This is a genomic window from Pseudomonas tritici (assembly GCF_014268275.3).
In the GTDB taxonomy this organism is placed as follows: domain Bacteria; phylum Pseudomonadota; class Gammaproteobacteria; order Pseudomonadales; family Pseudomonadaceae; genus Aquipseudomonas; species Aquipseudomonas tritici.
The window spans coordinates 1,503,184-1,518,027 of the sequence record NZ_CP077084.1 but is presented as its reverse complement, the minus strand read 5'-3'; the positions used below and the strand labels follow the sequence as shown (position 1 = coordinate 1,518,027).

Below are 14,844 nucleotides of genomic sequence, written 5' to 3'. Positions count from 1 at the left end.
CCGCCATGCCGTTACCCGATACCAGCCCTCACGTCGAACTGATCCAGCAGGCCGCGCCCAAATGGTTGCTCAACACCTCAAAGGCCCGCGCCAAGGCGCTGAGCAGCACCGCGCTGGCGATCCAGCCCTGGTACAGCACCGCCGCCGCCGAGCTCAAGCACGCCAACGCCCAGGCCTGGACCACCCAAAATACCGTCGACCAGCAATTGAGCGCGCTGCAGGACCTGCCCGCTTTCGCTGAACCGTTATTGCGCGGGGCGTTGAAAACCCACTACCAGATCGACGTCGATGTGCGTCAGACCTACTTGTTTCTGGTCAGTGCCAAAGGCCACATCCTGCCGGGCGCCACCAGCCGCAGCGTGTCGCTGCTGGACGCGGCCCTGCATAATTTTTCCAGCAGCGAGCGTTTCTCCGACGCCAGCGACTACATCAGCCAGCCCGATGCCCGTGGGCATTTCACCGTGCTCAAGCTCAAGCCGCGCATCAGCATCGCGCAGTTCACCGCCCTGTGCCGCCGCCTGGATATCGGCGCGCAGTATCAACGCCATCTCAAACGACACCTGTTGCAAACCACCTTGAAAGCATCGGTGATTGCCAACCAAAAAGCCGCCCTGCACGCCGCTGCGCACATGGCGCTGGCGCAGCAGCACATCACGCCCGCCAGCTTTCACCTGCTGCAGCGCACCCTCAAGGGCGAGCGCGGGGTGATGCAGTTCTATCGGCTGGGCATGATGAATACCAGCCTCAGTGGCATCCTGCTGATCGCCGCCGACTTGGATACCGCTCGCGAGGCCGTCAATCTGCTGGCCTACATCCCCCACGACCCGCACACCCCGGTCAAGGAGCACGCCAACACCGTGGCCTTGATGAATGACCTCACCACTCGCCTGCGCGATGCGGACTATCGCCGGTTTTTCAGCCAGTTTGTCGACCAGCAGCAACGCGGGCATTTTTTCAGTGGCTTGGCGCAGCGCTTGAGCACGGTCAAGTGGCATCGCAAGGATGACGTGACGGACCCTCGCCCCACCTGGCGCGACACGCCCGTGGACAGTCCAATCTTGCAGTACCACGTAACCCGCATCGACGGCGACCTGTGGACCCGGCGCTACCAGCAAGCCCTGAATAAAATCCTCAACGATGCCCGTGAACTCGCGGTGTCCACCGCCGACTGCGACAGCCATGCACGCTGGCGCTGGTGGGACAACGTCAGCAAGATGCTCAGCGAGATCTTCGACGCCGCCTTACTGGTGGTCACACCTTTTGTACCGTTGCTCGGCGAAGCCATGCTGGCCTACACCGCGTACCAACTGCTGGATGAAGTGGTCGAGGGCGTGGTGGACCTCGCCGAGGGCCAGGCGCTGGAAGCGGCGCAACATCTTGTCGGGGTGGTGAGCAGCGTGGTGCAACTGGGAGCGTTTGCCGCGGCCGGGAAAATCCTGCCGTCGTTATTCGTCAATCAGCTTAAACCGGTGTGGGTCAAGGGCCGGCAGCGCCTGTGGAACCCTGACCTCAAGCCCTATGTGCATCACGACCTGGCGCCGGACTCGAGCCCCGACCGCCTGGGCCTGCACACACAGCAGGGCCGTACGATCCTGCCGCTGGACAACGCGCACTACCAGGTTGAACAACACCCCGTCGAGGGCGACTACCGTATTCTTCATCCCCGCCGTAGCGATGCCTACGCACCCCGCTTGCAGCACAACGGCCAAGGCGCGTGGAGCCATGAGGCGGAAAATCCCAGAGCCTGGGATGAGGCAAAACTGCTGCGCCGCCTCGGCCATTCGGTCAGCGACCTCAGCGACACACAACTGGCTCAGGTCAGTCGCAACAGTGGCACCGAACCCGAACACCTATGCGCGATGCACACTGAACACAGCCCCCCGCCACCGTTGCTGCAAGACAGCCTGCACCGCCTGCGCCTCAACCAACAGGCGCTCACCCTGGCGCAGAACATCCGCACAGGTGTCGCCGCCGATGAGGAGACCTACTGGAGCCCCGCCATGGCCCTGGAACTGCCGGGCTGGCCCGCCAGCCATCGGATAAATGTGTTCCAGGAACCCAGCCTCACCGGGACGGCCACCGAGTTTGGCGATCCCGGCGCCTCCAAGGTCTTGGCCATCAGCCACCAGGACCTCAACAAAGGCCTGTTGCCCGAGCGACTGGTGGACTTTCTCGACGACAACACCCTGCCGGAGCCACGCGCCCAACGAATAGAGGCACTGCGCAATCGCCTTGCCGATAACCTGGCCCAGCGCCAACCCGATGTCTTCGACTACCTCTATGAAAACAGCCAGGCATCGGGCTCGGTACCAGGCGAAGTGATCCGCGCGTCGTTTCCCGAAGTGCCCACCCCCCTGGTGCGCAGCCTGCTCGAGCAGGCACGCCCGGACGAGATCGAGCACATCACCGCACAACAGCACCTGCCCCTGCGCGTGAAAAACCTGGCCCGCGCCATGGCTTTGGACGCTCGCGCCAGCCATGCCCATGAAGGTCTGTACGCCACGCAAGCGATCACTCCCGACACCGAACGGCTGATGCTCAATACGCTGAAGCTGCACAGCGATGCCTTTGGCCGCACACGCGTCGAAATCCGCCAGCACAGCCGCGTCGGCAAACTACGCTGCCAGGCCGGGCCCGAGCAGGCCGGACGAGTACGTGTGTTGGTGCGCGACGAGCACGCGCAATACCGGGTGCACGACCACGACGGCAACCTGTTGACCGCCCCCGGCGACCTCTACAGCGCCTTGCTCCAGAGCCTGCCCGAGGTGAATCAGCGTGCCTTCACCGACGGCGCGCAGCTACGCGATTGGCTGATGGACCGCCTGGCGAGCCTGGAGCCGCGGCGCCTGCTATTGGATGAGCCGATGCAAGCGCCGCTCGGCGAAAACCTGATCCCCCTGCAACGCTTTCGGTGGGTCAGCCGAATGCTCGGCGTCACCCCGCCGACCGTGGAAGACCGTGTACGTGCGCTCTACCCGCACCTGCGCGCCGAACAGGTCAACGCTCGCGCCCAGACGTTTTCAACCCCTGAAGGTCGCCTGGTGCTGCAGGATCTGGAGCGACAGAAAAAGACCCTGGTGGACGACCTGGCCCATTGGGTCAAGGCCCCCACCGACTTCCATGACGGCGATGCGGAACGCCGCCAGACCGAACGCATGGTCCGCTCGCTGCTGTCGCGCGCCTTGCAACGCAGTTGGGAAACCTCCGGAGGCGGCTACATCGACGACCTTGGCGAGCGACAGGTGGGCAGTCGTCTCGACCTTGAGGGCTGGCCCCTGGGCCCCAACCTGCTGCGCATGCCGACCCTGCGCAGCAACTTCGGCCACATCACCAGCCTGGCCGTGCCCAACACCGCCTTGACCGACGCCAATGTGCCGTTCCTGCAATTATTTCCCAACCTGTTGTCCCTGGATCTGACCCACAACCACCTCACCCAATTGCCGCCGGCCCTGGCCAACCTACCGCGCCTGACCCAGCTGGATATAGGCTCCAACCCGTTGCGCTGGGATGCCGCGCAACTGGAGCAGGTGAAAAACCTCAGCCAACTGAAAACCCTCGACCTGTCCCACAACCGCAACCTCACCACCGCCCCGGATGTCAGCGGCATGCGTGACCTGCGCGAACTCTACCTGGGCAATACCGCTATCACCGACTGGCCCAACGGCTTATTCGATCACCCGCGACCACGCGGTTTCGTGCTGGATATGCAGAACGCGCCGGTCCACGACGTGCCGCAGTTTTTGCCCTGGCAACCCGAGGCAGACCTGGTGGCGCGCACGCGCCTGGACCGCAACCAGTTGGGCCTGGACGCCGAGGAACGCATGGTCAGTTACCGTCTTGAGGCCGGCCTGGACCCTTATCGCACCTATCCACCGCGCGGCGCGCAGGACAGTTTTTTCTGGCTACAAGGCTTCGATGCTCGCGAGCGTATCTGGCGTCAGAACCAATGGAACGATCTGGAACGGGAGCACGGTTCCCAAGGCTTTTTCGAGGTGATCCGCAGCCTGCAACTGCCCGAGCAGGTCGAAACCGAACGTGACCGCGACGCGTTCATCGCCAACCGCACCGGCTTGAGCGCCAATGTGTGGCGCATGCTCGACGCGATGCATCAGGACGAAGGCCTGCGCCGCGAGTTTTTCCGCATGGCCGGCACCCCCGGCAACTGTGCCGATGCCAGTGCACAGATCTTCAATAACCTCGGCGTCGAGACGCTGGTGTACGAAACCTACCGGCGCCGGGCGCAGTTGAGCGCGGACACGTTCGCCGCACACCTGGCCCACCTGGCGCGGCAAAAAGCCCGGCTGGACCACGTCAATCGCCTGGCCGAAGCCGAGGTGAGGCGCCGTCTGGCACCGACCGGGCGCGGTGGCCTGGGCCTGCGCCTGAGCACCGAAGTGCTCGACGGAGTACGCGGTACGGTGGATGAAGTGCAAGTACACCTGGCCTACCAGACTGGCCTCAAGCAGCGCCTGGACTTGCCTTGGCTTGCCGAGCACATGGTCTACCGCGCCACCGCCGACGTGTCGGCAAACCTGCTCGACAGCGCCCATCAACAGATCATCAGCGCCGAACAAGGCGACGGCCTGCTGGACCAGATGCTCGACGTGCCGTTCTGGGACGACTACCTGGACGCCACCCACGGCGATGAACTGCAACGCAACGCCGAACGGTTCCAGGAAAAAGCGGGCATGGTCGATGACCTGCAGCAAATCCAGGATACCCTGGCGAACAAACCCCAGGCACCGGAGGAGGAAAAAGTCGCCTTGCGTCAAACCCTGAAAAACCTCGCCGACAGCCTGGGCATTCCCCACAGCGAGGTGCTGACCGGCGCACCGATGACCGACGCCACCTACACCCGCCTGCTGCAAAACCTGGCCGTCGAGCAAAAAGCCTTGCGCCGCCAATTGACGCGACGCGCACTGGCCATGGCCGACCTAACTATCTAACGCCCGGGCGTGTTTGCCGCCCCTAGGCTGATGACCTTGTTTAATAACAGGTCATCCGCCATGTCGCCACCCGATAAAGGCCCGCATTACTCACTGATCACACAGACCCTGCCCGACTGGCTGCGCACAACGTCATGGACACGCGCCCAAGCGCTGGCCAGCGCCCAACTGGCCATCGAGCACTGGCATCCGAGCGCAACGCCCGAGCTCAAGCGCGCCAACGCCCAGGCCTGGAGCACTCAGAATACCGTCGACCAGCAATTGCAGGCGCTTCAGGACCTGTATGCGTTTGCCGAACCGCTGCTGGCCAAGGCGCTCAACACACGCCATGGCCTCAACGACAGCGTCAAGGACACCTACCTGTTCCTGCATACCGAGTCCGGCACGCTGCTCAAGGGCAGCACCAGCCGCACCGTGTCGCTGCTGGATGCGGCGCTGCAGAACTTCGCCAGCCGCGAACGCTTTACCGCCAGTTCCAGCTACATCACCCGGCCCGATCAGCGCGGCCACTTCACGATCAAGCCGCTCAAGCAGCGCATGAGCATCGAGCAGTTCGTCGCCCTGTGCCGCGAGCTGGACCTGGGCAAGCAATACCAGGCGCACTTGCAACCGCCCCTGTTACAGCCGGCATTGCAGGCTTCGGTGATCGCCAGCCAGAAGGCCGCGCTCGACGCCGCCGCGCACGTGGCGCTGGCGCAAAAGGCAATCACTGCGGCCAGCTTTCATGTGCTGCAACGGCTGATCATGGGCGAACGCGGGGTGATGCAGTGCTACCGTTTGCAGATCATGGACAGCCTGTTGACCGGCATCCTGCTGGTCGCCGCCGACCTGGACAGCGCCAGTAGGGTGGTGCCGGTGATCGCCTACATCCCCGATGACCCACAGTGCCCGGTCAAGGAGTACCCAAGCACCCTGGCCTTTAAGCAGGACCTCAGTGCGCGTCTGCGCGAACCGGCCTACCGCACCTTCTTCAGCCGCTTTGTCGACCAGTCGCAACGCAGGCTTTTTTCCAGCCGCCTGGATCAACCTGCGCACTACGCCGCCCAGCATATTGGCGGCGACCTGTGGACCACCCGTTACCAACAGGCGCTGAACAAAATCCTCAATGACGCCCGCGACCTGGCCGTGTCCACCGCCGACGCCGACAGCCGCGCGCGCTGGGCCTGGTGGGACAACGCCAGCGGTCTGCTCAGCGAGATCTTCAATGCCGCGTTGCTGGTGATTACGCCTTTTGTACCGCTGCTGGGGGAGGTGATGCTGGGCTACACCGCCTATCAATTGCTTGATGAAGTGGTGGAAGGCGTGGTCGACCTGGCCGAAGGGCAGGCCCTGGAAGCCGCCGGGCATCTGGTTGGGGTGGTCAGCGATGTGGTGCAACTGGGCGCGTTCGGGATTGCGGGCGCGTTGATTCCCTCGGTCTTCGTCAATCAACTCAAGGCGGTAGAGGTCAATGGCAAGACGCGTCTGTGGAACCCGGACCTCAAACCCTACGCGCAAAAAAATCTCGTGCTGCCGGCGGAGTCGACCCCCGACAGCCGTGGGCTGCACACCCATCAGGGCCGTACGCTGCTGCCGTGGAAGGGTGAGCACTATGCATTGGAACCCATAGCGGATAACGGCCTTTACCGCATCCTGCATCCCGAACGACGAGAAGCTTACTCGCCGACACTTCAGCACAACGACACCGCCGCCGCCTGGGACGAGCCACGACTGCTGCACGCGCTGGCCCCCGACCTCGATGCCTCACAGCGCAGGCAAGCGCTGATCAGCAGCGGCGTCTCGATTGACGTAGTGCGCGGCGCCTACAGCCTGCGCAAAGCCATTGCGCCATTGCTGGCCGACAGTCTCAAACGCGCGGCCCTCGACCAGCAGGCACGCCGTTTGCCCGAGCAGATCCGCGCCGGCATCGCCGCCGATGAAACCACCTACTGGAGCCCGCACCTGGCGCGGGAATTACCGGGTTGGCCGTCAGCCAAGGCGATTGAGGTGTATGAAAACCCGCAGTTGGAAGGCCCGTGCGTACGCTTTGGCGAGGCGGATGCGGACCTGGTGTTGCGTATCAGCCGCCAGGACCTGAACGCCGGATTGTTACCCGAGCGGCTGGTGGATTTTCTCGACACCGACGAGCGCCATGCCATGCTCGGCGCAGTGCCCGAAAACCGCGCGGCGCAGATCGATGCACTGCGCGAACAGCTTGCGGCGCACCTCGCGAGGCAACAGGGCGCAGTATTCGACTACCTCTACCGCAACAGTGAAGAGGTCACCCGCGCACACGATAGGTTGGTACGCGAGGCGCTTCCCGAGCTCCCCAAAAGCCTGGTAGACGACGTGCTGAGCCATGCGCGCCGCGACGAACGCCAGGTCATGGACGCTGAACAACGCCTGCCCCTGCGCCTGCGCAACCTGGCCCGCGAGCGGCTGTTGCAGGCCAGGGGCAGTCACGCCTACGAAAGTTTTTACCAGGAGGGGCCGTTGAGCGCGGACAGTGAACGCATGCTGCTCAACACCCTCAAGTTGCACAGCGATGCGTTCGGCGACCTGCACCTGCAAATCCGTCAGCATTCGCCCGAAGGGTCACTGCGTTACAGCGCCGGACCGCAGCAGGCCAGCCGCCGCCGTGTTCTGGTTCGCAATGATGCCGGGCGGTATGAGGTGTACGACGGCGATCAACAACCGTTGCACGCCGCCAGTGATCTCTACGAGGCGTTGCTCCACTGCCTGTCCGCCCGCCAGCGCACTGCATTGGGTTTTGCCCCAAGCGACGGCGCTGCCTTAAAAACCTGGCTGATGGCAACCCTACAACCGTCCGAGGTGCGTCGCACCGTCCTGGCCGAGCCGCCGCTGCGCGCCGACGTCGCGCCGGACGCTCTGGTGCTGACGCAAAAACCCATGCACCGCGTGCCGCAATGGAGCAGCGAATACCTGCCGCCGACGTTGGAAGACCGGGTCAAATCTCTCTACCCCTTCGCGCCCCAGCCTGATATCGAGGCCTACCTGAGCGGCCTTGAATCTCCTGCCCAGCGCCTGGTGTTCGAAGCCCGCGAACAGGAAAAACACGCCTTGCAGGAAGACCTCAGCAACTGGGTCAACCGCACCTTCGAGCAAGCAACGGCGCAAACCACCCAACGCCGTCTCGACCTGGCCCAGGCGCTGATCCGCAGTTGGGAACACAACCTCAATCCCGGTGAGGAAGGCATCGGCCTGAGTCTCGAAGGCGTGACCCTGGGCGGCCAGTTGAGCGACCTGCCGAGGTTGCGCGCCAGCTTCGCTCATGTGCAGCACTTGGACTTGATCGACGCCGGCTTGCTCGACGCAGACACCGGTTTCATCGCCAACTTCCCGCAATTGGTCTACCTCAGCCTGCGCAGCAACGGCCTGACCCGATTGCCACAGGCAGTGGTCGAGCTGCCTTACCTGACCCAGTTGCGCCTGGACAACAACCCGATCCAGTGGAACGCGGCCAGCCTGGAGCAACTCGCGGGCATGGGGCAGCTGCGCCAATTATCCCTGGCACAGAACCGCGCCCTCACCCAGGCCCCGGATATCACTGGCATGCCGCACCTGCGCGCGCTGTCGTTGCGTGGCACCGGGATCAGTGAATGGCCCATCGGCCTGTTTGACCCACCGCGCCCGGCCAACTTCGCCCTCGACCTGCAAAACACCGCGATCAGCGACGTGCCGCAGTTTCTGCCCTGGCAACCGGAGGCGGAACAAGTGGCCCGCGCCCGCATCGACCGTAACCAACTGAGCCGGGAAGGCGAACAGCGCCTGGTCAGTTATCGCCTGGCCCACGGCCTGGACCCGTACCGAACGTATCCACCCAAGGGCGATATCACGTTCTGGCTGCAGGACGAAAGCACGCGGCACAAACCCTGGCTACGTGAGATGTGGAACAACGTCGAGCGCGAACATGGCTCACAGGGTTTCTTCGAAGTGATCAAGAGCCTGGAACAGCCGGAAGCATTTGAGCACGAACAGGACGAACGCTTATACCGCGCGCACCGCCGCGAGCTGACCAACAAAGTCTGGCGCCTGCTGATCGGGGCCGAAGAGGACCAGGCGCTGCGCACGCAACTGTTTGCCATGGACAGCCACCCGATCAACTGCGCCGACGCCGGGGCCCATGTGTTCAATGCCATGGGCATCGAGCTGGAATTGTTCGCCGCTCGGGGCCTGTTACGAGGTGAATACCTGCATATCCGCCTGGCTGAATTGGCCAAGGGCAAGGCGCGCCTGGACCTGGTCAACCAAGTGGCCCAGGCCGATATCCGCCAACGCGTCACACCCGTGGCGCAAGGCGGCCAGGGCCTGCGTTTCAGCACCGAGATGGTCGACAGCCTGCCGGGCACGGTGGATGAAGTCGAGGTCTACCTGGCCTACCAAAGCGGGCTCAAGGGGCGCCTGGACCTGCCTTGGGTCAGCGAACACATGACCTACCGCGCCACCGCCGAGGTCGACGACGCCAGGCTGGATAACGCTTATGCCACGGTGCAGGCACTGGAGGCCGGCGACGGGCTGGTGGACAAGATGCTCGAACAGCCGTTCTGGGACGAGCACCTGCGCAGCACCTATGCCGACCAGTTTCGCGCCAGCATCGAGCATGCCGAGGCACTGACTGATCGGTTGGATGATTTGCTGTTTGCGCAGAAACAATGGGCATCGGCCCCCCCCGAACAACGAACGCCACTTGAACCGCAACTGCTGAGCCTGGCCGACGCCCTGCACGTGCCCCACAGCGAAGTACTGACCGGCCGAGAGATGAGCTCACAGACCTACGAACGCCTGCTCGCCGAGGGCTTCACCGACGCACAGCCTAGCGAGCAAACCCTGGCCAGGCGCCTGACCCATGAGGCCTTGCAGCCAAGTGAGATATAGCGATGTGGGAGCGGTTATGCGTTAGTTAGATAGTGGTGGTCTGTCAGACCTCTGAATCCCAGGTCACGGTGACCAACCCGGTGTAGCGGCTGCCGCTGCCCTGGTCGATCATCTCGGCCACGGCGTCGCCCTTGACCTCGAAGTGCAGGGTGCTGGGTTGACGGTCGACGTAGGCGCTGGGGGTGATTAAGTCGGTGCCGCTGCCATCGAGCAGCAAAGGCCGCCGCTGGATCGGGCGGCCGGCGCTGTCGCTCAAGTGCGGCGGCAAGGTGACGGCCACGTCCAACGGCACTTGATGCCCGGCGGGGTTGCGCAAGGCGCAGGTGTTGCCCAGGGGCTCGCCGCATTCGAGGGTCATCTTGAAGTGGGTACTGGTCCACAGGTTGAGCGGTTGGTCGCGATACAGGCGCGTGGGTTTGCGCCCCCTGTTGAGCCAGGCCTGCCAGCCGCCCTGGGGCTCGAGTTGCACGCGGTTGCCGCCTGGCGGGATTTCCACCTTGATGTGGTGATCGACTTCCAGGGTGAAGTTGAAGGTCAAGCTGTTGTCATTGGGCATCATCACATCGCCGAAATCGAAGTCACCGCCCGGGCCCAGGGTGTAAGTGATACTGCCTTCGTAATCGCCCGCCTCCATGGTCAGCGGGTTGGGGGTCTTCATGGCGTAGGCATATTCGGTGTGGCTGTAGTTGAAACTGTCGATGGTGATCTGCGGCGACCGGGAGCACACGCCGGCGTTTTCCGGGACCAGCCAAAAGAACAGTGCATAGTGGGTGAACCCCGTCGCATAACCCACGCCCTGACATGGGCTGGGCGCCTCACGCCAGAGGGCCACCCAGTTGGTGGGATGCCAGGCGGTCACGCCCTGGGGCAAGCTGTTCCAGCGATGGCCAATGCCGGCTATGCGCATCTGCACCACTTCGGTCTTGCCCGTGCCACGGTGGGTCACCGTCACATCACGCCAGTCCGAGGGCACCTTCCACATTGCCCCTTGGCGCGGGCTGGGGTGGTTGGCCACGATGGGCCCGTTGGACTGCGCGGTGATATCCGTGGTGCGGATCGTGAAGATGCCAAGCGCTTTGCACAGTAGCGGAATATGCCCCGGGCACACGCCGCTTTCCGGAGTGGTGTTAACGAAAATATTGTGGCCAGGGTTGCTCGGGTCCGGACGGAACGCGGCGGTGATGTGCTGCACCGCCGCCTCGGCGGTGGCGCATGAAAGGCTCAGCATCAAAGCCAATGTGGCGGGTAAAAACACTCTATTGCTCATGACGGAATATCCTTCACAGGCGCGGCGCAATGGCGTCAAACACCATCTGCACCGTGCCGAAATAATGGCCCGCGCGGTAATCATCGTCGGGCTTGATCGCACGGATATCCAGGGCCACGCGCCTGCCAGGCTTGGCCTCGGCAGCCGAGACCACTTCGACCGACGTGAGCCCCAGGGGCTGGTTGTTGAAGCGCACCTGCAGGTCGATGCGATCAGTACCGTTGGACAGGGAGGGCATCTGCTCAAGCCGCGCTTCGATAGAGCCGCCGATATTTTTCACCTCGTATTCGGCCCGCAACGGGCTCAGTTCGGACGACACCGGGTTGTAGTGCAGCGGGTTTTCGCGGTGCACCAGCTGCGGGTCCATGGGCAGCACGTAAAAGTCTTGGCTGGGAATTTCGGCGAACACTTCGAAGGTTTCCCGTTCGACGGCGGCCTGCAGCGGTTGCAGGCATGCCACAGCCAGGGCAGCGCACGTCAGTCTGTTGAACATGCCGGTCACCCTTCGATCTCGATATGGCGTGTGTCGTTGCCTTCGATCAGGTTGAAGCGGTATTCGCGCCCGGCCTGTTTATCAAAGCCAAACGAGCGCCCGACCATGATGTGGTGCTTGGTGGTGGGCCGGCAGTCGAGGCTGTCGGCCCGGCAGTCCTTGAACTCGTCCACCACGACCACGCTGTTGCCGTTGTTGCGCAGTTGCCAGCGCTTTGCGTCGTTCTGGATCACGCTCTGGAAACGCGTGTTTTTGGGCCGCACGAAAAACACCGTGCCGTAGCCGGCCAATACCTTGACCCCGGCGGACAGGCTTTGCTTGTAGTCAGCGCGCTCCTGTTCGCTGACGGCGAACTCATCTTCGGTCTCGGGCACCACCGGTACGAAGCGCACGCGGAACATGCGCTCCTTGTCACGATTGCCCATGAACAACAGACGCGTGCCCTGGGTGCCGTTGGCCGGCACGATCAGCCGTGCGGGGCTGGCCATCAGGCCGTCGCGCACGGTGGCGCCGGCCTGGGTCTGCACCGGCACCTCGCGGTAGCTGCCGTCGGCGGCGTAGATCATCTCGAGGATGTTGACCTTGACGAACGCAGTGGAGGTGCCGCCGTTGAACACGCGTTTCATATAGGTGCTCTTGGCTCCGTCCAGGTAGTCATAGACCACCCCGACGTTGATCTGCGGCCCGGCCTGGGCGCCGAGCGGCAACAGGCAGCACAGCCAGAACGCGTATATCACTGATGGTTTCATGTTTCAAAATCCTGCATAGGTTGTGGCCAGGGTGTCTGGGGTGCAGCGCAGATCGCCGATCATCAGCACGTCGCTTTCCAGGCGTGCCTGGCTGGGTTCCAGACGGAACTGGCAGAGCAATTGGTTGGCGTAGCGCACTTCGAGGGTGGGCGAGCTGGCGTTCATTTCCATGGAGAAGAACCCGTCGACTTCGCTGACCCCACGGCTGGCGTGGTTGATCACGTGGTGGCCCTTGAGCGGGTTGCCCTGGCCGTCGATCAAGCGGCCGAGCACGGTGACGGTCTTGATCACGCTGATCTTGCGGTAGCCCACCCCGCCTTTGTTCAGGTGGTAGGGGCTGCGCACCGGTTGGATGCTGGCGGCGGGTGGGTGGTTACCATCGAAGTCGAAGCTCAGGGTGCTGCTGCGATAGGCCGTGATGGGTACGTAGTTGCGGCCCGGACGCAAGGTGGTGCTGCCACCGCTCAAGTCATCGGCACGCAGGGTGATGTCGTCGATGTCGGTGTCCACGTCGACGATCATCCCGGCACCGCCGTTGGGGTACTGGCTGCTGAGCACGGCTTTCTGCCCGCCGACAGCCAGGGTGCTGGAGAGGTTCAGGCCGCCGCTGAGCTGATCGTTGAACGAGGAGCGCTGCACGAAGGCATCGCCCGACATCGCCTCGGTCTGGAAACTGCCGCGCCCGGATAACCCCACGCCGTAGGTATCGGCAATCGCCGTGGCCGAGACGCTTTGCAGCACGTGGTCTTTAAAGCTTTTCTGGTAGGTCAGCGAGCCGTTGTTATCGCGGCCGCCGTCGCGGGCGGTGCGGGTACCGAGGCTGGCGGACCACTGCTCGCCGGGCCCGCCCAGGGCCAGGCTGACGCTGATGTCGATGCCGCGATTGCGCCGGTCGCCGGTGGTAGACGTCGCCGGGCGATCGAATACCGAGAAGCGCCAGTTGGCGTCGCTACCGAGCAGGCTGCTGCGCAGGTTCCAGCCCAGGTCCAGGCCCACGCCTTCAATATTGCCCTGGCTGTAGGACAGTCGCGAGTTGATCGAACTCTTGTTGCTCAGGCGATGGTTGACCGACAGCGACGAGTTGCTGGTCTGGCCGATAAACGCCGTGCGCGGCCGCAACCGTGTACCGTCGGGCAACATCTCGTAGGTGCGGCGGGTGTCGAGCCAGCTGCGGTTGTGGCTGAGCACGACGGTGCCATGCCCGTAGCTATATAGGCCTTGCAGGTCAAGACCGGTGCCGTGATCCTGGGTCTGGTAGACGTTGGCGTAGAGGCTCGTGCTGTTGGCCAGGGTCCAGTCGATGGAGGTACCGAACTGCATGGCCTCGCGCACCTTGCGAGTGGACAGGCCGAGGATCACGCGCGGGTGCGCCAGGTAGTTGAGGCCGGCGCCGTAGGTCCAGTCGCCGGTTGGCTGCTCGTCCCAGTTACTCAACAGTTTGGTCTCACGCCCGACAAAGCTGTTGTAGCGCCAGCGCTCGTCGGCGTTGCGCCAATTGTTGGGCTTGTACACCAGCTCCTGGGTGGTGGCGGTGGTGAGGCCATCTTCCACCAGGCGCACTTCCACTTCGTAGATACCGCCGGGCAAGGGCCGGGTGTCAAGGGTTTGCAGGCCGGCAGCCACCGGTTGGCTGTTGATAAGCAAGCCATTGCGGTAGATCTCCACCGAGGCCTGGCGGCTGGCGGTGACGTAGATTGGATAGACGCTGGGCTTGGGGTTGTTGATCAGCAGGCTGTCGGAGCTGCCGAACATCAGGCCCACGGCTGTGTCCGGGGTGTTGCCGAAGTTGCGGATTTGCCGGGTAAGGCCGTCGGAGCCTGGGGTGAAATAGCCCACGCGCAGGAAGTGGCCGTCCAGTTCGCGCTGGCTATAGAGTTCGTGCACGGCGTGGTAGAGCGTGGTGTCGGTGCCGCCGAAGCGCGACAGTTGCAGGTTGAGCGCCTGGGTCCAGTTGCCGACACTGGCGCTGGCGGCGAGGCCGTAGCGTCCGCCGACGGCCTGGTCCTGGCCACCGTTGAGGTTGAGTTGGTTATTAATGATCAGCCCGAAGCTGCCGTCTTCGGGCTGGTCGTAATATTTCTTGATCTCGACGCTGCGTTCCACGTTTTGCGTAAGAATCGAGACCAGAGAGTTTTCCAGGCTGTAGTGCACGGCCAGTAGCTGCGATGGGCAGCGACCTTCGCAACTGCCAAGGGCCATGCCTTGTTGCAGAAGTTGCTCCCACGTGTCGCGCTCGCTGGCGGCGTAGTTGCTGTCTTCGGTGTCGGTGAACTCCAGCAGGGTAATACGATCGTCGCGCCCCAATACAATCAGGGCCTCGCCAAGGAACTGCTGATCCAGTTCAACCCGTACGGCCAGGGGCACATCGAAAAAGTGTTGTTCAAAGTCGGTGGGTAACCCCTTGGACTGCGATAACAGGCTACCAGGCAAAGAACCCGGTGCCGTCGGCGCGGCCAGGGCAGTGGCGCAAAACACTAGCGCGAGCGCACCCGCAATCGGCGTCATAGAGAACAT

Annotated in this window: 6 protein-coding genes; 2 read left to right on the top strand and 4 right to left on the bottom strand. The window is 63.4% G+C overall.

Annotated features, from left to right (window positions below; genetic code table 11):
• Window positions 1-5 precede the first annotated feature (5 nt).
• Together HU722_RS06680 and HU722_RS06675 are read left to right on the top strand one after the other, a co-directional pair.
• On the top strand, window positions 6-4,946 hold the full coding sequence (locus HU722_RS06680) for an NEL-type E3 ubiquitin ligase domain-containing protein (RefSeq protein ID WP_186752318.1): 4,941 nt from the start codon (window positions 6-8) through the stop codon (window positions 4,944-4,946).
• A gap of 60 nt (window positions 4,947-5,006) precedes the next feature.
• Entirely contained in the window at window positions 5,007-9,821 is a 4,815-nt protein-coding gene (locus HU722_RS06675; RefSeq protein ID WP_186752319.1) for an NEL-type E3 ubiquitin ligase domain-containing protein, read from the top strand.
• A 43-nt stretch (window positions 9,822-9,864) separates the two neighbouring features.
• Here the strand turns inward: HU722_RS06675 and HU722_RS06670 are convergent, their stop codons facing one another.
• From HU722_RS06670 to HU722_RS06655, 4 genes are read right to left on the bottom strand one after another with little or no spacing between them, the layout of a single operon-like run.
• Window positions 9,865-11,088 (bottom strand): hypothetical protein, encoded by a 1,224-nt coding sequence (locus tag HU722_RS06670; protein WP_225930679.1) that lies wholly within the window; start codon window positions 11,086-11,088, stop codon window positions 9,865-9,867.
• A 13-nt stretch (window positions 11,089-11,101) separates the two neighbouring features.
• Window positions 11,102-11,581 (bottom strand): CS1 type fimbrial major subunit, encoded by a 480-nt coding sequence (locus HU722_RS06665; protein ID WP_065872574.1) that lies wholly within the window; start codon window positions 11,579-11,581, stop codon window positions 11,102-11,104.
• Window positions 11,582-11,586: 5 nt separating this feature from the next.
• Window positions 11,587-12,330 (bottom strand): pilus assembly protein, encoded by a 744-nt coding sequence (locus HU722_RS06660; protein ID WP_065872558.1) that lies wholly within the window; start codon window positions 12,328-12,330, stop codon window positions 11,587-11,589.
• Between the two features lie 3 nt (window positions 12,331-12,333).
• A complete protein-coding gene (locus HU722_RS06655) occupies window positions 12,334-14,844 on the bottom strand; it encodes a TcfC E-set like domain-containing protein (protein ID WP_065872559.1) in 2,511 nt (836 codons plus the stop codon).